The following is a 22692-nucleotide window of genomic DNA, read 5'->3' as shown; positions in this document are numbered from 1 at the left end:
CTGCCGGCTCGTCTGAACTCAGTTCGGAATTGCGTTGAGAACGCGTCCAATCGTTTCGTTCAAATACGGGTAAACATTTCCAGGACTCGGTCCCATACGCACGACCACTAGCTTGCGGGAGGGAATGATCATGGTCACCTGGCCCATGAAACCGGCGGACCAATAGGTGTCTTTGGGCACCTTGGCCATGCGAGGCGGACGATTGAGATAGAACATGCCACCGTAATTCTCTTTCTTATCCGAGGGCGCCGGCGTCGCGACGAAATCGGTCCAGCCTTCGGGTAGGATCCGCTCTCCCTGCCAGACGCCGTCCTGAAGATAAAGTTGCCCGAAGCGAACCCAGTCGCGGGCAGACAGATAGTCATAGCCCGACAGAATGAAGTTGCCCCACGGGTCAGTTTCCAGCACCGGGCTGCGTGCACCAATCTTGTCGAACAGGGCTCGCTGTGGAAAAGTGAGATAGTCTTCCCCCTGCGCTTCGACCGTGTCACGAATGATCTTCCCGACGCTCAAAGGATCACAATTGCGATAAGCGTTTCGGGTCCCCGGTGGAACCTCCGCAGGCGGCGTGATCGCATGCTCAAACACATTCAACGAATCGAAGTAAACCCGCATGTGCTCGTTCTCCACCGTCAGCTTCTCGCCCTTGAAACCGAGGTTGGCAAACTTCAATCCGCTGCTCATCTGGAGAAGGTCACGGATCCGAATTTCGCGTCGCGCGTCTCCCTGCCACTCCTGGATCGGTGCCGGTTGATCAAGCTCCAGCAAACCTCGCTGAATCAAAATGGCAATCAGTGTTGCCGTGATGCTTTTCCCCTGCGACCAACTGAGCTGTGGCGTGTCCTTTGTCCACCCAGCCGCATAACGCTCGCCGATGATCTTGCCATCGTAGGCAACGACCAAGCCGCGAGTGTTCTGTTTTTCTTGAGCCATCGCCCAATCGAGCGCGGCAGCCACCGCTTCCGAATCAACGCCGGGGGGAACCGGAAAGCTCGCGCCGACATCCCCCATGGGCCAATCCACGGTCGAAGGATCGGGTAGATTTCGAGGGACTTCGACTGGGGAAAAGAAAACATCTGATTCACCGCGTGGAAGAATGGTGCTGCCTTGGTCACCGGTGTATCGAGCGCTGCGGGGCGGAGCGTCCGGAGCGGTCACCGTGACGACCTTTCGAATGTCATCGACCTGATATTGAAAATCAGGTTGCCAACCGAAGGACGTGAACGGGGCCAGGTCCTGAGCGATGACCTCTTCCGGGGTCCGCTGATGGTCACGCCCCACCACCCACAGGCCGGAACTGAGATGATGAGCGCAGATCGCCGCGCGAAACTCCATGTTCTCCCGCTGCTTCTCTTTCTCGGTCAGTGCCCTCGCCGTGAGATCTTCGGCAGACAGAGATGCAAACGGAGCGAGAATGGAAAACGCAACCAACATGGGGAAGGCTGACGGCGGATTCATTCGATTTCGGTTCATGAGGTCACTTCGAAGTGAATGGCATGGCTGGTGACAAACATTCTAAAACTTGGCGGCACCGTATTCAGTGGCCACAAGATAGACGGAACCAGCCATCGAACCAAGCAAGCCCGGATACAGGCGACGTCTCGGAAGCCGAATGACTCCTGCCTACCTGCTTCATTTAGAGGGTTCTTCGGGGAATTGAGTGGGCTCATCCGACGGAAGCGTGCGCGGTACCCTGACTTCAGGTTTTTGGAGGGATTTCTCCGATGGCCGAAGTTTGAACGGACCATTTCGAGGCGTTCGAATTGAGTTGCCAAGTGAAGCGGAAGCAAGCTCTGCTGAGGAGCAACTTGCCAATGAATCGCTTGGTTTCCGATGCGCCGAAGATGCTTCCCGGCCCACCGGCATGCTCGCCATGCCGGCGGGTTGTTTTCAACACGGACGCCGTCCATCATTGAACATTCGGACCTCGGTGCATGCCTTGAAAACCTCGTGCGCACCCTTGCGTCGGATGAGCCATTTAGTGGCCAGGATCGACTCGACCGCTGCCTTGTCGCAATCGCGGAAGAAGCTGATGCCAGGCAACAGAGGCTACACCGGATTCATTGATCGGTTCTGTACCAGCCAAACCGTCGCGTTGGGCGAGCGAGCCGAATCGGACCAGCAGATCAACGCAGGCGTTGCGATTTGAGTTTTGTGACGGACGGAGGGCACGCGGATCGGTCACGTCGAAGCCGTGATGAGTCCTTTGAAACCGGACACCCAATCGGGTTGTTTCGACTGTAGCGGATGGCCCGCGAACAGGCAGACTTTCACCCCCCAATCTTGGCTCCTCGCCCAGGGTTGAACGAGGCCGTGTTTGAAAAAGGTGTCATGGTTTCATGACCTCCTGTCGTCACTCTTGCAACACCTCTTGGCTCGCCTTGCCCCCGCCGCCATGACCCGAATCAACACGAACGTTTCGTCGTTGGTCGCCCAGAACCGTCTGGCGTCCAGCAATCAAGACCTCCAGCAATCGCTGACGCGGTTGTCGACGGGACTGAAAATCAACAGCGCGTCTGACAACCCAGCTGGTCTCATAGCGGGCCAAGCCCTGCGTAGCGAGATCACCGGACTGACCAAAGCGATCAGCAGCACCACCCGAGCCAGCCAAATCATCAGCACTGCTGACAGTGCCCTCGGTCAAGTCAGCAACTTGCTCAATGATGTCCGTGGGTTGGTGGTCGAGGCGGCCAACACAGGCGCAATGTCGAAGGAAGAGATTGCCGCGAATCAATTGCAAATCGATTCGTCTCTTGAAGCGATCAATCGCATCTCACAAACAACCACCTTCCAGGGACGCAAACTGCTTGACGGTTCGCAAGACTTCGTCAGCACATTGGACACGGCTCCCGGCGTGACCGACTATTCAATCGACCAAGCGAACCTGGGCAGCAGCGGCAACCTTGACGTCGAGGTCAATGTCAGTGCTGCTGCAACGAAGGCCGAAATTTCCATTGACGGTCCCGCCTTTGATCCACCACTGGATGGCGATGCGGTCGCCACCAGCAAAGTGGAAACCAACTCGTACTATCATGCGGTGCTCAATGACAGCGGTATCCGCATCACGGGCGACTTTGAATCGGTCCAATTCATCGACGACGGCAACTTCAATAGTCTCCCCGCAGCATCGATCAATGCCGGCGTTATGACGCTCCGTTATGACTCGTATGATCAGCCGCACAGCATTGCCATGAGTGCGAATGCGATCAACAGTCTGCCCGGCATCGAAGCTCATTGGGAGGGAGGACCATTCGAGAATACCCAGCAAACCGGCGGCATCACGCCTGTGCACGCCGGGTTCGAAGTTCGTCGCAGCGATGGCGGCAACATCGCGATCGCGTACTCTGATTCGGATCAAGCCGCCACGTCAGCCTCCTTCGACGAACAAACCAACACCGTCAACATCGCACTGGGAACCGACGAAACCGAGAAGGGATTTGTCGACATCGCGCAGCTCATCAATGACCTTCCCTCGCTCTCTGGTGGCGCCGACCTGACCGCTCAGGTCATCGACAGCGACGGAGAAGAAGTCACGGGAGCAACGCAACGCCAGAACTTGACCGCCGCTGACCTCAACACCAACATCACCAGTTTCGAGCCCAAGCTGAAAGGCGACTTGATCTTCGAACTCAAGGGGAGTGCCGGCAGCGAAACCTTGCAGTTTTCGGACGGTGCCACAGCGTTGCAGATCGCCGCGGCGGTCAATCTGGTCAGCGATGCAACGGGAGTGGTTGCCAGCACCGAGGGCGGTCTCCATTTCACCAGCGGAAACTACGGCAGTGCTGAGTTGGTTGAATTGGACGTGATACATGAAGGCGACAGTGGCACCTTCGAAACCAGCCTGAGTGCCTCTCGCGACCTTGGCAACGACGTGCAAGCGACGATCAACGGCGTGACCGCCGAAGGCAGCGGCAACAAACTGTCCATCAACACATCCAGCTTGGACCTTTCGGTGACCGTCGAAGATGGCAGCAGCAGCAATTTCAGTTTCAGCATCCTGGGTGGCGGCGCCACCTTTCAACTTGGGGCCGACGTCACCAACACCCAACGAGCGTCACTGGGGATTGCCAGCGTTTCCACCGGCAAACTCGGCGGCAATTCAGGACGTCTCTACGAGTTGGGCAGCGGACAAGCCAAGTCGCTGACAAACGACGTGCATGGTGCCGCCAAAATCATCGATGAAGTCATTGGCAAAGTCGTTGGCATGCGAGGGCGGTTGGGTTCGTTCCAAAGCACGACGCTCGAGAGCAACCTGGTCTCGCTCAATGAGACCAAAGCCAACTTGCAGGCAGCCGACTCCTCCATCCGCGACGCTGACTTCGCGCAAGAATCCGCCAACCTGACCCGTGCCCAGATCCTCGTTCAATCCGGCACCAACGTGCTGTCGCTCGCCAACCAAAATCCGCGAAACGTTCTCTCGCTGCTGGGGTAGCGAGGTTGAAATCTTAAGCACGTCGTCAGGAATGATCGGGCAAAACCATGTGAGCCGTTTGGAGTACGGCCCGGGTGTACGTGGGAGCAGTGGCGTTTGCGATAACAGTTCAAATGCCGAAAGACTGCTGCCAATCTGCTTAGCAACAAGCGACGAATAAGTGGCGGACAGGAATGGTGGCAGAGACTTCCAGCCTGTGTTCCGCGCAATCACAGGCTGGAAGCCTAGGCCACTTTTTGAAACGACTGAGTCCCAATCCAATCAGCGTTCCAGCCAGTCCTCGACGTAGATCTGTTTGATCCACAGCATGCTGACCGCGAACATCGGCGTCGCGAACACGATCCCCCAGAAACCAAAGACCAACCCTCCGATGATCTGGGCCAAAATCACCATTGCTGGTGGCAGCTCGACTTGGTGCTCCTGAACCATCGGTGTGATGAGATAACTCTCGATCGTTTGGATCACGAGATAGAGGACCAAAACGCTAATGAGCGCTGTCGATCCCTGTTGCGACGCCAGCAACAACGCCGGCACCACGGCCGCGATGCCACCGATATTGGGAATGAACGTCACCAACCCAGCAAACACGCCCAGTTCCATCGGCATGGGCACGCCGATCACAGCCAAACCGATTCCAAACACGATCCCCACCAATGCCATCGCGATCAAACGACCGATCATCCAACGCCACAGCGTTGTGGATGATTCCGACAGTAGATCGGACGTCTGCTCACGCCAACCGATTGGCAGCATTCGTGTCGCACCCACTCGGTATTTGTCAGGACTGAGAGCGAAGTAAATGGAAAGGATGATGAGAATCAAAAAGTCCGCCATCCCACCAAACGCCGATGCAAAGAAGTTCTTGGCCAGCCCGAAGGATTTCCCTGAGGAAGGCATCATGGAACTGAGCTTGGCATCTTCATCCAAGTGTTCTTCAACGAGCGGTTGCTGCTTGACCGACTCAAACGTTTCCTGGACCGAACTCTCGATACGGTCTTTGAACTGAGCCGCTTTCTGCGCCGCCGAACTCGCAAACGAATACATCATCAGACAGGCCAGCACCGCAATCACCGAAATCACCCCACCGACTCGAGTCTTTCGGGACAAATCAAGCGGAATCCAACGTCCGATCAAGTCCGCCAATTGGTTCAACACCACCGCGATCAAAATGGATCCAAAGATCAACGGCAACAAATTGCGTGCGACGTAGAGCAGCCCAGCTGTCGCGACGACCAGCAAGACAATCCCGCTGGCCTGAAGAACGCGTCGTGCAAAACCAGTGTCATCCATCAGGATTGGCTTTCGTCAGTGAGGGAGAATAGTTGCCGCCCGATCCATTGGCATCACCAACCGCTTCGGGCGATTGAAAACCAAGCTGCTCCGGGTTCTTGAATGTCAGAGTGCGATAAGGGAATGGAATCTCAATTCCAGCCTCATCTAAGTCTCGCTTGATCGCCGCGACCACTTCATCACGACTGCGACGAATATCCAACGGCTTTGAACCAGCCCACCAGGCGACCTCGAAGTTGACGCTGGAATCAGCGAATTCTTTGGCAAAAACCTCGACAGTCCGTTTGCCTTGCACCGTCTCGCAAGACTGCACCGCTTGCTTGATCACATCCCGCGACTGAGCAACGTCTTCGTCGTAAGCCACCCCGCAAATGATCCGCACTCGTCGCTGAGGCTGGTTGGTCAAAACATCGACATTGTTCTTGAACAGAGTCGCATTGGGAACGACAGCCAACTCACCATCCAGCTTGCGGATCAGCGTGTTGCGAATCGTGATTTGCTTGACCTCTCCAGTCACGTCGCCGCAGGTGATGAAGTCACCTCGATCGAACGGGTAGCCCCACAGAATCAAAATCCCTGCGAAGAAATTTTCGAAGATGTCTTTGAACGCAAAGCCGATCGCGACGGATCCCAACCCCAGGACCGTCAAGGCCTTCGAGGGAGTCATCCCGGGAAAGGCAACGACGGTTGCGATCAGCAGCCCGGCAATCCAAATCGCAATCGATGTCAACTGATTGATCAAGTCCTTGAGACTGGTACGCATCCCTCGCTTGTCCAGCAATCGGTGGATGATCCAACTGGCGAGTTTCGAAAGCAGTGACGTGAACAGAACCACCACCAACGCCGCGACCAACAACGGGGACCGAACCAAAAAATCAGTCCACAGCGAGTCCAGCGACTTGCTGACCACATCGCGAGTCGTTCCCAAATCCACCGCGCTGTCAATCGACAACTCGTTGATCACCGCGACCACGTCCTCCGTTTTCCGCGCCACATTCTCGGCCCATTGCCGGTGCTCGTCGGTGTCAGCTTGTCCCTGAATCGTGACAATGCCGCTCTGCAACTTGACTTCCACATCGGTCAGCCACCCGGCGTTTCTGGCCGAGTCAAAAATTTCCGTCAGTCGATCGCGAATAGCATCATCGTCGACAATGTTCTGCACGGCGACCGTTTCCGCGGGAGCATTTGCTTCCACCACCGGTTCCGTTTCGTTGGCCTCCTGTCCATCAGCGTGATTCAGACTCACGCAAAGGCACAAGCAGACCGCTGCCCAGTCCCACCACCGACGCCCGCAACTCACTGGTGAATCAGTTTTCATCTTTCCAGGCCTGTTCGAGAGTACGGATGGGTTCTTCGATCAATTCGTTCAGCGTCTTGCAATCCGAAATCTGAACCACGCGTTTCAGCGACGCAACCATGTACTGCGACACATTTCGATCGCCTTGAACGTAGGGGATCAACTGCCAAATCATGGCTTGTACAAAATCGGACCTCGTGACCTCCGTCGTGATGATTCGCAACTCGTCCTCGCTATCCATCCGGTAACGAGTCGGCAGTCTTCGCTGAGACAACTGCACCAGCCCATCCGACAACCAATCGATGCATTGCATGGCGGTGAAGGGATCATTCACCCCAGGCGACAGCGCTCGTGTCGCAACTTCCACGAATTCATTCAGAATGAAGAACACGTCTTGGGTCGGCGTGCGTGAATAGCCAATCGCGAAACCACGTCGAATCAGCTTCGTGTCCTCCTCACTCCAACTCGAGATTCGCGTCACCTCAGCGACGACCTCGCTGCGGCAGACAAAGTCACCTGGCCGTTTTGTCAATCGCACCACCGCTTGCCGGTCCTTTGCGAACCGTATCAGTTCCTCGTCGTCGATGCCTTGCAAGTACCCGGACACATCTGACGTCACCGTATGCAAGAAATCATTTGAAAGACTTGGAACATCCTGCGATTCATCCAATGCTTGCCCCAACGTCTCGGGATACAGTTCCTCAAACTTGTTGGACATGTCGACGGACAACCGCCGCAGCACGGTCGAAATGTGAATGCTGTCGGGCACATGGTGAATGAAGTAGATCAGTTCCCCCACGCTGGCGATGGTCAGCACCAAACTGACAAACAAGGAAAGCTGAGGCACAAAGGCCTCCACCGCTAAATCCCAACTTTCGGGGACGGAACCACCTCGCACGACCCGCAGCACAAGCAGACAGTACAAAAATGTCGCAACGAAGGTCCCCAGCGTGATCTGGTTCCCGCGGTCTCGCATGAAGTTGTCCAGCAATCGCGGACCGAAATGCGACGTCGCATACGACATGGCCAGAATCGTCAGCGAAAACGTCACGCCGGCGACGGTGATCATCGACCCCGCAACAGTCGCCAACAACGCCCGCGCTCCGTCAGGTTGATTCATCGACGTGAACCAATAGTCCTGCAACCAGGTGTTCCCGAGCGTGCGGTCAATCCAGATCGTCAACTGCGACAGCACGATCGCTGAGAAGACCATCAACGACGGAATGAACCAGTAACTACCTTTGATTCGATAGATGAGCTGCTGTAAATAAGTCTTCATGCGATCAGGTTCGCCTCACCCTCAACCGTCTCGTCGTCTTCGGTCGCTCTCAGCACTTCGCCTTGTTCGGGCCCCAAGTCACCTTCGCCAACCGACGTGGTGGGTTCGGCGACGGAAGGAGACTTCTCGGGCGGAGCAGGGGGGGCAGAAGGCAATTCTTCCATCATCTGCACCGGCACGCCTCGAGGGAACACCAATTCGCGAGCTTCATCGGGCATGCTGATTCCTGCTTCCGTGAGTTTCTGCTTCACCAGTCGGATGACACTGCTGCTGACCTTCAGAGGTGAATGCGTCGTTTGGTCAAACCAGTAGTAGACACGCAAATTGACAGTGGCTGACCCCAGCGATTCAACAATCGCGATGGCTGCCGGATCATCGACCACGCCAACGTGGTCGTTCAGCACGGACATCACGATCTCCTGAGCCTCCACAATTGAATCCTCAAACCCAATCCCGACGGTGAAGTCCTGGCGGCTCAGAGGGGTGGCGGTGTAGTTGATGATCTTCCCTTTGAAGACAGTGCTGTTGGGCATCTGGATCTGGTTGCCTTCCAGCGTGTTGAGAACCGTTCCCCGCGTTGTGACTTTGCGAACGAATCCCTTGGCCCCTTCGACCTCGATCAGATCTCCAACGCGAAACGGGTGATTGAGCGAGAGCAGAATGCTGGCCAGATAATTTTCGGCAATGTCACGAAAGGCGAATCCCAGAGCCAATCCAATCAAACCAGTGCCGCCCAAAACAGTGACAGCCAATCGGGTCAGCCCCGACACTCGAAGCGCGACGTAGGTGCCAATGATGAAGATCAACACCGCGACCACGTTCCCGGCAACTTGACGCAGCAGCGAACTTTCGATGCGTGAGCGAGTGAACCAACGGGTCAACCCCGCTCCTGCACGGGCGAAGAAGTAAGCCAGAATGGTAACTGCGATCGCAACCAACACGAGCGGCAGCACGCCGGTCGCCTCGCGTCCGAGTTGTCTGAGTGACGCCATCGCGGGAGCAAAGTTCCAGAGTGGCAACTCTGCCACCTGAAGCCGATTGACAACCGCGACCACATCGGACGTCTTGATCGCCGTCGCCTCAGCCCATTCTCGATGACTCTTAGTGTCGGACGTCCCGCTCAGGAAGGCCACACCGCGATCGACCTTCACCTTGGGTTGATTGAACCAACCGGTCGCCTCCATGATCTCTTGCAATCGCGATTCGATTCGCTGATCACTGTTGACGGGATCGACCTGCACTTCGTCCGCAACCTGAACCGTCTTCTTCGCTGATTCCGCTTCACCGCCAGTCACCTCGGCGGCCACGTCATCGGCCGTCGGCACCTCATCCTGTGCATTGCCCCGCACGATCGCCGATGTGATGGACAAGATGAATGCCAACGCCAAACCGACTAGGATGAGAAGAACACGGTACATAGGGCAGACAAGGGCGAGAAACGGGATGAAAGCGTGAGTCCTTGGAATCGTTCCGCAACAACATCGTGGTGAGCGAAACGCTGCGAGTCGTTGAGCGCCCGCGTCCGGCCGATACATTGGAAAGCCGGGCACGCGTTTTGAACGATTCCTTCAAGTGATTGATGCGACGATCGCGACGGGTCTTGGATCGACGTCACCCTCCTTCAAGCCGGTGACGACGAAGCCCGCTGGGCATCAAAAGTCGACGCGGTTGTTCTTGCTGTCGAAGCGAGCCTCATAGTCGATCTGCACCAAATAGTCCTTCAGGGCGACCACTTCGCGAACATCCAGTTCGTCTTTGATCGAGTCGATCGCTTCTTCCATCCGCTTGACCATCCGGTGGACCTTGATGAAGTCAAACTCCCGGTACTCCGCATCCGGCTGATAGCGTTTGGCAAGCGTCTGTTCGATCGGACGGCGGTACGGTTCCAACACGGGACTGTCCAGCGGTTCGGGCCAGAAGATTTCGCCGGTCTCTCGCTTGATCTGCGTTTCGTTCAAACGATTGGGCTTCTGCGCGTTTGCGATCTTCATTCGATCGGAGGCTGACAGACGATCCTCCTTCAATTGCTCCTCTCGCAACTTCTTGAGGTCGTAATACAGTTCCACCGACTCCTTTCTGTTTTCGAGTTGTTTGGCAATGGCTTCCTGAAATCGCTTGGCCGACAGGGATCGCAGGACAGCTCCGCGGCCGAGCCCTTCCGCCAAATCGCCTCGAGATTCGAGAACGTCGCCTGCAACGGTGGACGCGCCATCGCTATCAAACAGACCATCGTCGGCGTGAGCGATCGTGATTGCGAACATCGCGGTCAGTGCCGTGGCAGCGATCGCCACGACCGCGTGTCGGGAGAGTGTTGAATGTGTCATCGTTGGTCCCCATCGTTGAGTGCTTGCTGAGTGAGTGTGCTGAGGGGATCTACGCAAACACCGTTCCAATTGCAGTTGGCCTGAAATTCGCTTCGCAATTGGCATCTCCCACCCGACCTGCGATTCACCGCAGAAATTGCGAGCCGAAGACGCCTCTTCACAATCTGCAAACAATCCCAGAGAGCGTCTACGAGCGAGCTCAGCCTCACCTTTCCAATGTGACCGCCATGTCCGAAGTCACCCCGACGCACGCCAACGTTGATTCCCCCGCCCCGAGATGCATCGATTCCATCGATCCCTTTGAACCTCATCCACTTTGCCGTGGAGGCTGGCTGCAAACACTCTCCGTGAAATGGTTGAATCCTCAGCTCGATTTACAATCTCGACCGGACTCCATCGCGCTTTCGCTGCCCGATGATCACTCACCACCGGACGAGCTGAGTGGCCACTACTTTCCGGCCACCCAAAGCTCAGGGAACAAGCCTCTGGTGACGGTTTTTCATGGGATGGGCGGTCACGCACTCAGCCGGTACATGCGTTCGCTTGGGCAACACCTCAACGCCAACGGATTCGACGTCTTGCTATGGAACCATCGCGGCGCGGGACAATCCGCAGCCAATTGCTCACGTTTTCATCATCCCGGTTTGACGGCTGACATTTGCCATTTGACAGATCATCTGAAAGCACAACGACCAGAGTGGACGAGAAACGGCCTGGTCTGTGTCGGATTCTCGTTGGGAGCCAACGTGATGCTGAAGTACCTGGCCGAATCTGGTTCGAAATCGAGCTTTGACGCTGCGGTGAGTGTGTCCGCTCCATTGGACATGCAGATCACGTCAAGAAACCTGCGAACGGGATCAAACCGAGTGTTCGATCAGTACCTGCTCACCAAACAACGCTCAGAACTCCTCCGAAGCTCAGCGAAGTTGACGAACGTTGAACGAGCCACGCTCGAATCGGTCGCTTCCGTCTGGGAACTCGACGATCAATTCACGGGTCCGCGTTTTGGATACGACGGAGCGGAAGACTACTACGCGGAAAACTCGGCGATCAACTCTTTGCACAACATCGACACGCCGACGTTGCTGCTGCATGCGGAAGACGATCCGGTTGTCGTGCCGTACGTCTTCGAAGGAATCCAGTGGGAACGCAACGAGGCATTGCACCCCATGCTCTGCAAATCCGGTGGGCACACGGGGTTCCTCGATCGGAACCGCCAACGCTGGCATGAGTCCGCGGCCATGGAGTTCTTTGAATCGGTGCTATGAACGCCCGCAAACCGGGTTCGCGAGGCGGGAGTCACGAAAACGTGACTGAACCGACACCTGTCGATTCAGCCACCTTGCCCTCCAATCAGCAGCCAAACCCAACTCAGGCTTCGTAGCGTTCTATCGAAACCGGGTCACACGTCTGCAAGGTTTGGGCGGCGGTATTGAGTTTGGCTTGGTCGCCTTCAATCACGATCAGCGACGAACCAGCGTTCAAGTTGGACTCATAATCGGCGCTAGACTTGTCGTCCAACCCCCAGTTTTTGATGGACGCCAGCAAACCACCCCCCACCGCTCCGGCAGCCATCCCAGCAATCGGCCCTGCGACCAGAAACGGCCCGATCATCGTCGGTGCCGCCAGCAACGCTCCGATTGCACCACCGGCCAACGTCGCTGCTCCGGTTGTCTTCTCCGGCGGTGGCGACGACGTCAGATCGTGGTTGGCGTTGCCAGACGTGACGTCATGCCGATCGTCAGCCGCGGTGATGACGCTGAAGTCGGCGGCCTGATAGCCGTCTTTCTGCAGTGCCTCAACGGCAACCGCCAACTTTTCGCGACTGGAATACTCGGCGACCAAGCATTGATGACTCATGACATTTCCTTCGACGTGGTTGAACTGAAAACGACTTCGGGGATCGATTCGACAGCGTGCCAGCACGATCAGTCTTCCCGCTCCACCTCGAACAACATCACTTTGCTGCCCTTGGGTGACTTGAACTCCCGGGGTCGATCGCCGCCTGGCAAGGCGTAGCAGAGCTCGAACTCGTCACCTTCTTCCATTTGGATGATGCCGAGCGACTTCATGGGCGGCATCCCTTTCATCTCGGTTGTCATGTCAATCTGCACTGGCTTCTTGGTCTCATCCAAAGTGAACAGTGCTCGATAAACTTCATTTTGCTCGCGGTCGTAAGTGATGATCATGTTCTTTTCGATCTTCATGATCGTTCCCTCCAACTCTTCCTCAGGGATTTCCTCACCCTGATTGACGCCCTCTTCGACTTCCCAGACACCCGCCAAACGTTTGAGCAGCGGCTGGGTGTGTTCGTCGGCCTGAACCGGAACCAGGGACGCGAAGACGAGGCAAGGCAAAACAGCGGACAGGGCGTAGCGTGACAGCGGGAAGCGTGACATCGGAATGTTCCTTCGTGCAAGTGATTGACGTGGTTGAAACTCGCCGAGGGCAAGTGAGTTGCCTCTCCATCCCTCGGTGAGCGAACGCGCCGGGACGTGGAGCGTTCGAAAGATGCGTTCGGAACATGCGGTTGGTTGCAATCGCCATACCACCTGGCGTCAGCAATCCGGCGTCATGCCGCTCGCGGTCCGAAGCAAACGCAAGCACGGCAAACAGGACCGAACCAGCAGTTTCGCTGAACGGCAACCGACCAAAGTGCTCGAGAAAGCACCGACAACACTTCGCAAACTGCCTCCCCAACACGCTCCCCACAAAATCATGCCCTGACATCCGGTAACCGCACATCGCATTTTCACCAACGCCCGCTATACCGAAAACGTTCTCGCACCAACTGTTTCCAAAATCAGAAAACGTTTTGGCCCACGAAATGCATTTCTACACCAACGCAATCTCAGAGGAGATCGCAACCCAGACAACACACATTCAAAGGAGTTCAACTCATGGTCAATCGTCAAGAATTGCAAGGTCACTGGAACGAAGTCAAAGGTCGCTTGAAAGAGAATTGGGGCCAACTGACCGAAGATGATCTGCAACAAGCACGCGGCTCAGCCGAGCAACTCGTTGGCGTCGTGCAGCAAAAGACCGGTGCCACCCAAAACGAGATCGAGAAGTTTCTCGACAGCGTTTTGAACCGCAACTTCGGTGATCAAGCCTCCGAAACAGTGCAGCAATATAGCGAGGCTGCCCAGGCTGCCGCCGCGGACGCGGCCGCCTACGCTCGGCAAAACTATCAGCGTCTGGCCTCGCAGTCCGGTGAGTATGGCGCCAAGTTGGCCGACACCGTGCGAACACGTCCCGGTGAATCTTTGGCGATCGCATTCGGATTGGGAATCGCTGCTGGAGCATTGCTGTTCTTCGGAAACAAGAAGTGATCATGGCGACCACGCTTGCAACCAAGAAGCAGTCCGCCGCCATCAAGCAGCGAATGGCTGAGATCCGAACGGAACTTCCCTACGAAGTTGACGACGCTCGTGTCCGCGTGCGTCAATTGACGGATTGGAAGTATCACATGTCGCGGCACCCACTGCCAATTTTGGCGGGTGTCGCGGCACTCGGTTTCCTCGTCGTTCCGAACAAGCGAACGCCGGATCGGATCATCATTCGCGAAACGTCGCGTTCTGCTGAATCGACTCCGGAACCCGCTAAGAAAGGGTTGATGGCGGGCATTGCCGGGACCGTGATGACACTCGCGATTCGGCAGGCCAGCACCGTGGCGGCTCATCAAATCAACCGCATCCTGACCAACCGAACGTCCCCATGATTGCTCCCGCACACTCCCGACCACCCCGACGCATCGAGTTCGACGAAGCTCTTCCGGAGTCAATTGACCTCGATGCGGATGGCAAAACACCTAGCAAACTGAAGTTCATCAACCAATCCGTTGCCAAGTACCCAACCGCGTCGCTGATTGCGGCCGGTGTCTTTGGTGTGGCTCTTGGTTGGATCGTTAAACGCCGACCCGTCTGATCGACATGCCAAACAACGCCAGCATTCAGAAAGTCCTCCGGGATGTGCTTGACCTCTGTGAACTGCAACTGCAGTTGCTGTCGGTCGATGCTCAGGCTGCGAAACGCAAACTGACCACCGCTGCCATCTTCGCGGTCATCGCTCTCGCGCTCGCGGGTTCGGCATTGACCGTGTCGCTGGTTGGGCTGGGTTTTCTACTCGACGAAATGACGGAACTGTCAACCGGCGGTGCGTTGTTGACGCTCGCCGTCGTGACCTTTGCCATTGTCGGCGGATTGCTGTTCATCGCCGCCAAAGCCATTCAGGCTGCCACCGATGCGATGTCAGAAACCAAGTCCGAGTTGGCCGAAAATGTTCGCTGGCTGAAAGCGACCATGCTTTCGCCATCCACCTCCGCACGCAATCAACTGCGTCGGGAATCGTTTCAAACGTACCGTGAGCCCCCTCACTATCACTCACCCGATCCTGTCACTCCACTTCCTCAAAGGTAATTGTCATGAACGAAGCCACCACCCCACAAACCCAAGCTGGTTTTGCGTCGAGTACTGCCAACATGAACGGCATGTCGGATCAAGCACGTGACGCGGCAGATCGTGTCGCCAACGGCGCGATGGAGTTCAGCCGAGACGCGGCGCAGCACTACGTCAAGGAACCGGCTCAAGACTTGTTCGCGCTCGCCAAGGCCTACGCGAAGGACCATCCCGACGTTGCTGCTTGCTGGGCATTTGGATTGGGCGTCATGGTCGGTTGGAAACTCAAGCCGTAACTCTGGCGTCCGCCCTCGGGCGAGTTTCCTCCAGCGTGCCAATCGATGGCGCGCTCTCGATTTCTACCGAGCAATCCCCGTCGATTGCTCGTTCAACAAGGACACCAACGATGCACGAACAACTTGAACAGTTCAAGGAACGGACCACCGATCTGTTTCGAGACGAACCCGATGGCCGCAACCCGGGCATTGGGCAAACTGAAAATGCACTCGCCTTCGCAGCAGCGATCGGCTGCACCTTTTTGGTTCGACAAGCACTGCAGGTTGGCTGGCGTGCGGCCCTGAAACGGGACCCACCGAAAAATCCGGCTTCCCATGAAGTCCAGTGGCGTGAAGCGTTGATGTGGGGAGCCGTTTCGGGCGCGATTGTCGGTGCTGCTCGCATCGCTTCCCGCCGGGCATCCTCCTCGGCCTACCGTTCGATGCGATCAATCTCATGATGATTGAGCAGAGCGTTCTCGATCGATTGCAAACTCTGGCGCGCTCCCAGGCGATGAAGATGCGTGAGGTTCGCCGTTACCTTCATCGGCATCCAGAACTCTCCGGCCAGGAATATCGCTCGAGCGAATTTCTCGCAGAGATTGTCACCAACCTCGGACTCCATCCCACACTTGCTGATGACAACCGTGGTCTGTTCGTCGACATCGGAGAAGAACTGGAACTTGGTCGCACCGCGATCCGAGCCGACATCGACGCGTTGCCGATTCAATCGCTGGTCCAACACGAATACGCCAGCGACACCGATCAAGTCATGCACGCCTGCGGGCACGACGCTCATTCAGCGATCGCTTACGGTGTCACTGCGATCCTCGCGGAATTGGCTCGCGATGGTTTTCCCGTCAACTCCCGAGTGATCTTTCAACCCGAAGAAGAGACCAGCCGCGGCGGGCTGCACATGATTCGGTCGGGCGCTCTTGCTGGTGTGCGGTCGGCGATTGCACTGCACGTGGATCCCACTCGTCCGGTCGGCACCATCGGAATTCGCGAGGGTGCCTTCACGGCTGGCTGCGACCTGTTCACGGTTGAGATGACCGGACCGGGTGGCCACGGTGCCCGACCTCACCTGACCGGCGACTTGGTCGGTGCGGCGTCCCAGTGGGTCACGGACGTCTATCGCCGCGTTCCCCGAGCAATTGATGCACGCGATGCGGTTGTGATCAATGTCGGCAGCTTTCACACCGGCAATGCTCCCAACGTTGTCCCCTCCACCGCCTCACTCAGTGGCACGCTTCGCACGCTTTCGCCCGAAAGTGCCGAGCAAGCCCAAGAAATGATGGCAGAAATCTCGCGTGCAATCGCATCGATTCACTCCTGCCGAATCGATCTGAAGTTTGGTCAACACACGCCGCCTGTGATCAACGATGTCATCGTGGCCCGACGACTTCGAAAAGCGGGCGAGGAGATCTTGGGCGAAGCCAACGTGCGTGAGATCACGCAACCCAGCATGGGTGCCGAAGACTTTGCGTTCATCGCCCAACAGGTCCCGGCCGCGATGTTCCGGCTCGGCGTCGCCGGGATTGACCTGGGCAGCGAACCGCTCCACACACCCAAGTTCGACATCGACGAATCCGCCTTGCTGATCGGGGCCAGCGTCCTGGCTCTGGCCGCGATCCAGGACACGACGAATTCCGACTCGCCACTCTCCGAATTCTCGAACCCGGAATCGTCTCGCATCCAGTGACTCAGCCGTCTGCGGTCACGCACCGCATCATTGTCGTCTTCCCCTGACTTCGTTCCTGCCCCGTCCGGTATCCAATCGGCGGTCCCCTGTTTGATTGGAGATCCCTCGTGTCGTTCACCATCCCCACCATCGGCGTCGAAGAAGAGTATCAACTTGTCGACCCTCAAAGCGGCGAGTTGATTCCGAACTGCAAAGAAGTGATGCAGACCATACGGCGCAATCGTGGTTCTCAGGCGGTCGGATCAGAAATCCAACATGAGCTGCATCTGAACCAAATCGAAATGGCATCGGACGTTTGCAGCAGCCTGGAACAGGTTCGGAGTGCCCTGAATCAAACGCGTCACCTGTTGATCGAAGCCGCCCGATCCAACGAGACCGAACTGGCCGCGGCGGGCACCAACCCGTTGCCACTCCCCGATGAAGAAGTTCTGACGCCCAAAGATCGATACTTGGCGATGACAGATCGCTACCAACAGATCGCTCGCGAATTGTTCATCTTCGGTTGTCACGTGCACGTCGCCATGGATGATCGAGAGCTTGGGATTCAAGTGATGAATCGTTGCCGGCGATGGCTTCCAATTCTGCAAGCGATCACCGCCAACTCGCCCTTTTGGAACGGCGTCGACACGGGGTACGCGAGTTACCGCCGTGAACTGTGGGCCCAATGGCCGATGGCCGGACCTCCCCCGCAGTTCGACTCACTCGCTGACTATTCGCGATGCGTGGACGATCTGGTGGCGTGTGGCGCGATCCGAGACGAGAGCTTTCTCTACTGGGACATCCGATTGCCAACTCGTGTGCCAACGATTGAATTTCGGGCGGCAGACGTGATGACTCATGTCGAGGAAACTGTCGGCTACGTCGGGATCGTCCGTGCCATCGTGATGCAGGCGGTCTCGGAGGCAACCCATCAACACCCCATCCCAGCCATTCATCCATCGGTGCTTTCCTATTCCATCTGGCATGCTGCCAGATACGGAATGAGCGAGCAGTTGGTCGATCCGGTGACCAGCGAAATGATTCCGGCCGCAGATCTGCTCGATCGCCTGATGTCAGCACTGCAACCAGCACTGATTGCCACCGGGGAGGCCCGCCCCGTGGAAGACTTCGCCAACCAATTGGTCTCGGCGGGAACGGGAGCTGACCGACAACGCCGTGGCGGAAATTTGAGCAATGTGGTCGCTCAGGTGGTCTCTGAAACAGTCCCCACGGCGATGGCCACTTGAATGTTGGCCCGAAAATTGCTCGGCCATCAACCAAACTGATCGACAAACGATTCTTCAAACGATAATCTCTCCCTTCGGGTGATCTCCTATGGCAGCAGGCACCGCTCTTCACGCCCCTCACACTGAGACGGGGCCCCAAACCGCACCTCGCTCAAAGTGGTCGAAATCTATGCCCAGCCTTCTCGTCATCGACGATGACCGAACCATCTTGGCGCTCGCCGAGAAAGCGTTGGCTCCCATTGCGGACGTGTCGGTCGCCGCCGACGCCGCAACCGGATTGACCCAGATTCGGGAGGGCAATTTCGACGCGGTGCTCCTGGACATTCAGCTCCCCGACCAAAATGGACTCGCCGTTTACTGCGAAATTCGCGAGCACGATCGCCGCATCCCCGTGATCTTCATGACCGTTGAAGCGGCCAGCAAAACCGCGATCGAAGCGATGCAACTGGGAGCGTTCGATTACATCGCCAAACCTTTGAACGTTGAGTCGCTTCGCGATCTCGTCGAAAAGGCGATCGAACAACGACAAATCAGCAGTGTCCCCGTCGCGATCTCTGCCGATGACGAGGGCGGCGACCAATCCGCCGAACTGTTCATCGGTCGCTCGCCGGTCATGCTGGACGTTTTCAAAGCAGTCGGCAAGGTGGCCAAGCAGGACGTGCCCATTTTGGTACGAGGCGAGAGTGGGACAGGCAAAGAACTGGTCGCTCGAGCGTTGTTCCAGTACAGCCATCGCAGCGAAGAAACGTTTCTCGCGGTGAACTGCGCCGCCCTCCCCGACAACCTGCTCGAGAGCGAACTGTTCGGGCACGAAAAAGGGGCCTTCACCGGCGCCGAATCGCGTCGGATCGGCAAGTTTGAACAGTGCAACGGTGGAACTCTGTTTCTCGACGAAATCGGAGACATGGCTCCGTCGGTCCAGGCCAAAGTTCTTCGCGTGCTGCAGGAACAACGTTTCGAACGAGTCGGTGGCAACAAAGAGTTGACCACCAATGTCCGCATCATTGCCGCCACCAACCGACCACTCGAACAGATGGTGGTGGACGGTGACTACCGAGAGGACCTCCTGTATCGCCTCAACGGGGTCACGATCGAACTGCCTCCCTTGCGGGATCGCCTGAGTGACGTCCCCGCATTGATTCGATTCTTTCTGGCACAAGCAAAGATTGAATTCAACAAGCCTGACCTAGAAGGCCTGTCACCGGAAGCGGTTGATTTGTTGACGGTCTACGACTGGCCCGGCAACGTTCGCCAACTTCGTGCCGTCATCCGTCGTTGTGTCCTCGACACGGTGATGCCAGTGATTACCCCAGACACTCTGCCGGATGCAATCGCTGGCCCCAGGCCCAATGGAAACAAACCTGATGCCAAGTCGGGGGAGACATTGGAAAACCAAGCCCCCGGCAGCCAGCTTCCCCAACTGGTCAAGCGACTGCTGAAAGAAAAATCCACGAACGTGTATGGTGAAGCCATGGAGTACATGGAACGCTTCGTCATCCTGCAGGTCCTTCAAGCGACCGATGGCAACCAAAGTCAGGCCGCTGAAATTCTTGGAATCACCCGCGGCAAACTTCGAGACCGGATCAACTCGTACAACATCGTCCTGAAGAGCGACATTGCGGTTGAGTCCTGAGTCCGCCAACCCGTTCCTGCGTCCTCGCCGGTGTCCGCCCAAACGTTCAACGCGTCGCTTGCGAATTCATCGCTTGTCTCGCCTTGAAGCTCGAGCGACACCGACCTTCCCTTCTTCCCTGTGAGTGGCATTCATGCCCGATCAGACATCCCCCCTCAGCCCTCCCATGAATGAAGCCCAACGCAAACGTTTTGCTGCCGCTCTTCAGCGAGTTGCCGGCGACGAAGACATGCTCGTGATGCTGGCCAGCATCGCGGCCGAAGACGGACCGCCTATGTTGAAACAGGTTCAACAATCTGTCGACACAGGCAACTGGAGCGAAGCCGCTCGAACAGGACATGCACTCAAAGGGCTGCTGAGCACCTTCGAAACTGGTCCGCCCGTCGATCAACTGCAGCCCTTCATCGACGCAGCAAGAAGCGAGGATGCCGCAGCGGCCCAGCACACCCACGCGTCCGTGGGCCCCAAGCTGGAACAACTGATGGTCGAAATTGAGACACTCGCTCGCGGCGAGTGAGGCTGGCAACCAACCTGTCCTGGCGAAGCCACATCGACTCCCGTTCCCGGGAAGGCCGAGCCGCGAAAGACGCTGCCACGCAGTTCGAACAAGGCGGTCAGGACAAGGATGTCCGGGGAGGCATCGCCGTCCCCGCAGGATCCTCCCCAGCCGAAGACGCTTGCCTTCGGCGAACATCGTCGTAGGCGGACTGGATCTTCCCCACCACCGCGTCCAGTTCGCCACCACGATGGATCGTGATTTCCGGCCGGTGCTCTTTTGCCCTGTCCTTCACAACAACTGACAGCGGTGGACTGTTTTCAGAATGTCGCTCCCAACCGCTGGTCGACAAATTCAGGCAGAGTGATGCGACACGTGCTTGATTCAGTGTTTGACTTGGCTCCAGTGCGTCGCAGCACTGCGCTGCCAACTCGGAAAGCACTGCCTCGAGTTCAGGCGAAAGTTTCATTTCGTTCTCCTGGAAGGATGGGTGGCGTCAGAACCAATTGGTTCACCAGCGTCAATTCGAGGCCCACATGATCAACGCGACCACACCCGACACCGCCGCAAGCACTGCCAGGTAACTGAGCGCCACGAACAAGAATGGTGCCCCCGGTGATTCCTCACCGAGCGGACGCTCGTCGTTGGTAACAGCCTTCTTTGTTTCTTCGAAGATGCCAGTTTCATTGGCCATGACGTCGTTCCTTGATTGAAGTACGCCCCAGCGAAGTGATGGGGCCAGCAGAACCAACAGAACGCAACGACCGTGCCACTCGTTGTGAGTTTGAAACACAGGCGACATTTCGATCGATTCACAAGCCTGACGTTCGTCTGCCCTCACCGGTTGAGCGTTGATGAAAGAATGATTTGGCACCAACGTGACCGGTTGGCTGTCAGTCTCGGTGTTGATTGGGTGGGACACACTGCCTGCCCGCAGTTCAACAGAGGTGCTGAGGCATCCCGGACGCTCTCTCCGGCAACAACCGGCTGATTTGGCACACCCTTTGCCTTGACAGTTCTCTCGCGGCATCAACGCAAACACCACGATCAGGTTCGACGCCGCTGTCCTGATCCACCCATGAAAGAATCAAGATGAACAAGACATTTCTGACGACGTTGCTGTCGCTTTCCCTGGCACTCGCAACGACCGGTTGCGACGTGGAACAAACTCGCGACGGTGAAATGCCGACGGTCGATGTCGATGTGAAGGGCGACTCAGGTCAGCTGCCCGAGTACGACGTCGATGCACCCGACGTCGATATCTCCACCAAGGAAAGCAAGGTCAAAGTGCCCGATGTGGATGTCAACATGAAAGAGAAGACGATCGAAGTTCCGGACGTCGACATCGATCTCCCCGCCGACGAGTGATTCGTTGACTGATCGCGTTCTCGTTCAACACACGCGAACCACGTCGCCCTTCTGCTTTCCCATCCCGTTCACCGGAGAAACAAAATGACAACCGTTGCAAAAAATGAAAACACTGTCCTCAAGGTTTTGCTTGCGATTCTACTGCCACCCCTGGCTGTCTACATGGACAAAGGGGTGGGGACTCAGTTCCTGCTGAACATTGTGCTGACTCTGGTCGGATTCTGGATCATCGGAATCATCCACGCACTGATTGTGGTTCTGTAATCTGCACCGTCAGGTTTCGGAATCATTCCGATCGAATTGGGCGTCTCGGCATCCCACTCCGCACTGAAATGCAGGGGACAAACCGCCGCCCAATTCTTCGTCCTCTCGCCCTTTTGGACGCCACTCTCGCTTAGGACAGAACCCGATGTTCGAAAAATGGATTGACATCTCCTCGACTGAGATCGCGGGGATTCTGTTGACAGCGTTCTTTGCGTATGCCGCCGTGATGGTCTACACACGCGTCACTGGGCTGCGCAGTTTCTCAAAGATGTCGGCTCCGGACTTCGCGATGACCATCGCCACCGGGTCCATCTTGGGTGCCACCATTTCCCAGCCCTCCCCCACTTTGTTCGCAGGGTCGCTGGCCTTGCTCTCGCTTTTCACGCTCCAGTGGGCCGTTGCGTTCTTTCGCCGTCGCTCGAACAAGTTCAGTCAGTGCATCGACAACCAACCGGTGCTGTTGATGGCGGGTTCCACGATCCTCCACGAAAATCTTCATCGAGCCAATCTGACCGAAAACGATTTGATGGGGAAACTTCGCGAAGCAAACGCCTGCCGCCTGAACGAAGTCCAAGCCGTGGTCTTCGAAACAACCGGGGACATTTCTGTTCTGCATTCGAAATCGAGTGAACCCATCGATCCGCTCCTGCTGCAGAACGTTTACGATGCACAACGACTGATCGCGGATTGAACCGCTCCCAGTTCTCGC

At 56.8% G+C, this 22692-nt stretch carries 26 protein-coding genes; 16 read left to right on the top strand and 10 right to left on the bottom strand.

What is annotated here, in order from left to right; all coding sequences use genetic code 11:
- Positions 1-18: 18 nt before the first annotated feature.
- The gene (locus PSR62_RS15325; RefSeq protein ID WP_274403870.1) at positions 19-1473 is read right to left on the bottom strand and encodes a serine hydrolase domain-containing protein; all 1455 of its coding nucleotides are present in this window, start codon (positions 1471-1473) and stop codon (positions 19-21) included.
- 922 nt (positions 1474-2395) lie between these two features.
- Between PSR62_RS15325 and PSR62_RS15320 the strand changes: the two genes are divergently transcribed.
- Positions 2396-4432 (top strand): flagellin N-terminal helical domain-containing protein, encoded by a 2037-nt coding sequence (locus PSR62_RS15320; protein WP_274408238.1) that lies wholly within the window; start codon positions 2396-2398, stop codon positions 4430-4432.
- A gap of 261 nt (positions 4433-4693) precedes the next feature.
- Here PSR62_RS15320 and PSR62_RS15315 read toward each other — a convergent pair whose 3' ends face one another.
- The 5 genes from PSR62_RS15315 to PSR62_RS15295 all read right to left on the bottom strand — a co-directional run bounded on the left by PSR62_RS15315 (position 4694) and on the right by PSR62_RS15295 (position 10622).
- Positions 4694-5722, bottom strand: coding sequence for an AI-2E family transporter (locus PSR62_RS15315; protein WP_274403869.1), 1029 nt, complete (start codon positions 5720-5722; stop codon positions 4694-4696).
- On the bottom strand, positions 5715-7040 hold the full coding sequence (locus PSR62_RS15310; RefSeq protein WP_274403868.1) for a mechanosensitive ion channel family protein: 1326 nt from the start codon (positions 7038-7040) through the stop codon (positions 5715-5717). The genes PSR62_RS15315 and PSR62_RS15310 overlap by 8 nt, the downstream gene beginning before the upstream one ends.
- Positions 7030-8298, bottom strand: coding sequence for a DUF2254 domain-containing protein (locus PSR62_RS15305; protein ID WP_274403867.1), 1269 nt, complete (start codon positions 8296-8298; stop codon positions 7030-7032). The genes PSR62_RS15310 and PSR62_RS15305 overlap by 11 nt, the downstream gene beginning before the upstream one ends.
- Positions 8295-9716: a mechanosensitive ion channel domain-containing protein gene (locus PSR62_RS15300; protein ID WP_443217276.1), complete on the bottom strand. Its 1422-nt coding sequence runs from the start codon at positions 9714-9716 to the stop codon at positions 8295-8297. Before PSR62_RS15300 ends, PSR62_RS15305 begins: the two co-directional genes overlap by 4 nt.
- Positions 9717-9950: 234 nt before the next feature.
- Entirely contained in the window at positions 9951-10622 is a 672-nt protein-coding gene (locus PSR62_RS15295; protein WP_274403865.1) for a hypothetical protein, read from the bottom strand.
- A gap of 227 nt (positions 10623-10849) precedes the next feature.
- Between PSR62_RS15295 and PSR62_RS15290 the strand changes: the two genes are divergently transcribed.
- On the top strand, positions 10850-11890 hold the full coding sequence (locus PSR62_RS15290) for a YheT family hydrolase (protein WP_274403864.1): 1041 nt from the start codon (positions 10850-10852) through the stop codon (positions 11888-11890).
- A 103-nt stretch (positions 11891-11993) separates the two neighbouring features.
- On the opposite strand, the gene PSR62_RS15285 is transcribed toward PSR62_RS15290, so the two are convergent.
- Together PSR62_RS15285 and PSR62_RS15280 are read right to left on the bottom strand one after the other, a co-directional pair.
- The gene (locus PSR62_RS15285) at positions 11994-12482 is read right to left on the bottom strand and encodes a DUF1269 domain-containing protein (RefSeq protein WP_274403863.1); all 489 of its coding nucleotides are present in this window, start codon (positions 12480-12482) and stop codon (positions 11994-11996) included.
- A gap of 68 nt (positions 12483-12550) precedes the next feature.
- A complete protein-coding gene (locus tag PSR62_RS15280) occupies positions 12551-13021 on the bottom strand; it encodes a TIGR03067 domain-containing protein (RefSeq protein WP_274403862.1) in 471 nt (156 codons plus the stop codon).
- A 112-nt stretch (positions 13022-13133) separates the two neighbouring features.
- Between PSR62_RS15280 and PSR62_RS15275 the strand changes: the two genes are divergently transcribed.
- The 11 genes from PSR62_RS15275 (at position 13134) to PSR62_RS15225 (ending at position 20372) form a co-directional block, all read left to right on the top strand.
- Complete coding sequence (locus tag PSR62_RS15275; RefSeq protein WP_274403861.1) at positions 13134-13349, top strand: hypothetical protein; 216 nt, start codon at positions 13134-13136, stop codon at positions 13347-13349.
- A 173-nt stretch (positions 13350-13522) separates the two neighbouring features.
- On the top strand, positions 13523-13954 hold the full coding sequence (locus tag PSR62_RS15270; RefSeq protein ID WP_047813823.1) for a CsbD family protein: 432 nt from the start codon (positions 13523-13525) through the stop codon (positions 13952-13954).
- A 2-nt stretch (positions 13955-13956) separates the two neighbouring features.
- Positions 13957-14343: a hypothetical protein gene (locus PSR62_RS15265; protein WP_274403860.1), complete on the top strand. Its 387-nt coding sequence runs from the start codon at positions 13957-13959 to the stop codon at positions 14341-14343.
- Positions 14340-14549 (top strand): hypothetical protein, encoded by a 210-nt coding sequence (locus tag PSR62_RS15260; protein ID WP_274403859.1) that lies wholly within the window; start codon positions 14340-14342, stop codon positions 14547-14549. Before PSR62_RS15265 ends, PSR62_RS15260 begins: the two co-directional genes overlap by 4 nt.
- Positions 14550-14554: 5 nt before the next feature.
- Entirely contained in the window at positions 14555-15040 is a 486-nt protein-coding gene (locus PSR62_RS15255) for a phage holin family protein (RefSeq protein WP_274403858.1), read from the top strand.
- A 5-nt stretch (positions 15041-15045) separates the two neighbouring features.
- Positions 15046-15315, top strand: coding sequence for a hypothetical protein (locus PSR62_RS15250; RefSeq protein ID WP_274403857.1), 270 nt, complete (start codon positions 15046-15048; stop codon positions 15313-15315).
- 110 nt (positions 15316-15425) lie between these two features.
- A complete protein-coding gene (locus PSR62_RS15245) occupies positions 15426-15755 on the top strand; it encodes a DUF4235 domain-containing protein (RefSeq protein ID WP_274403856.1) in 330 nt (109 codons plus the stop codon).
- Complete coding sequence (locus tag PSR62_RS15240) at positions 15752-16996, top strand: amidohydrolase (RefSeq protein WP_274403855.1); 1245 nt, start codon at positions 15752-15754, stop codon at positions 16994-16996. The genes PSR62_RS15245 and PSR62_RS15240 overlap by 4 nt, the downstream gene beginning before the upstream one ends.
- A gap of 107 nt (positions 16997-17103) precedes the next feature.
- Positions 17104-18222 (top strand): glutamate--cysteine ligase 2, encoded by a 1119-nt coding sequence (locus tag PSR62_RS15235; protein WP_274403854.1) that lies wholly within the window; start codon positions 17104-17106, stop codon positions 18220-18222.
- A gap of 169 nt (positions 18223-18391) precedes the next feature.
- Positions 18392-19855 carry a sigma-54-dependent transcriptional regulator gene (locus tag PSR62_RS15230; protein WP_274403853.1) on the top strand — a complete coding sequence of 488 codons (1464 nt, stop codon included), beginning with the start codon at positions 18392-18394 and terminating at the stop codon, positions 19853-19855.
- A 166-nt stretch (positions 19856-20021) separates the two neighbouring features.
- The gene (locus tag PSR62_RS15225; RefSeq protein ID WP_274403852.1) at positions 20022-20372 is read left to right on the top strand and encodes a hypothetical protein; all 351 of its coding nucleotides are present in this window, start codon (positions 20022-20024) and stop codon (positions 20370-20372) included.
- Positions 20373-20469: 97 nt separating this feature from the next.
- Here PSR62_RS15225 and PSR62_RS15220 read toward each other — a convergent pair whose 3' ends face one another.
- Both PSR62_RS15220 and PSR62_RS15215 read right to left on the bottom strand, forming a co-directional pair.
- Positions 20470-20820, bottom strand: coding sequence for a hypothetical protein (locus tag PSR62_RS15220; RefSeq protein ID WP_274403851.1), 351 nt, complete (start codon positions 20818-20820; stop codon positions 20470-20472).
- Positions 20821-20871: 51 nt separating this feature from the next.
- The gene (locus PSR62_RS15215) at positions 20872-21045 is read right to left on the bottom strand and encodes a hypothetical protein (RefSeq protein WP_274403850.1); all 174 of its coding nucleotides are present in this window, start codon (positions 21043-21045) and stop codon (positions 20872-20874) included.
- A 398-nt stretch (positions 21046-21443) separates the two neighbouring features.
- On the opposite strand from PSR62_RS15215, the gene PSR62_RS15210 reads away from it, so the two are divergent.
- From PSR62_RS15210 to PSR62_RS15200, 3 genes are all read left to right on the top strand, one after another.
- Positions 21444-21719, top strand: a complete 276-nt coding sequence (locus PSR62_RS15210) for a hypothetical protein (protein ID WP_274403849.1) — start codon at positions 21444-21446, stop codon at positions 21717-21719.
- A gap of 84 nt (positions 21720-21803) precedes the next feature.
- Positions 21804-21983 (top strand): YqaE/Pmp3 family membrane protein, encoded by a 180-nt coding sequence (locus PSR62_RS15205; RefSeq protein WP_274403848.1) that lies wholly within the window; start codon positions 21804-21806, stop codon positions 21981-21983.
- 145 nt (positions 21984-22128) lie between these two features.
- Positions 22129-22674 carry a DUF421 domain-containing protein gene (locus tag PSR62_RS15200; RefSeq protein ID WP_274403847.1) on the top strand — a complete coding sequence of 182 codons (546 nt, stop codon included), beginning with the start codon at positions 22129-22131 and terminating at the stop codon, positions 22672-22674.
- Positions 22675-22692 lie beyond the last annotated feature (18 nt).

This window comes from Rhodopirellula sp. P2 (genome assembly GCF_028768465.1).
GTDB lineage: Bacteria > Planctomycetota > Planctomycetia > Pirellulales > Pirellulaceae > Rhodopirellula.
This window is presented reverse-complemented; position numbering and strand designations above follow the sequence as displayed.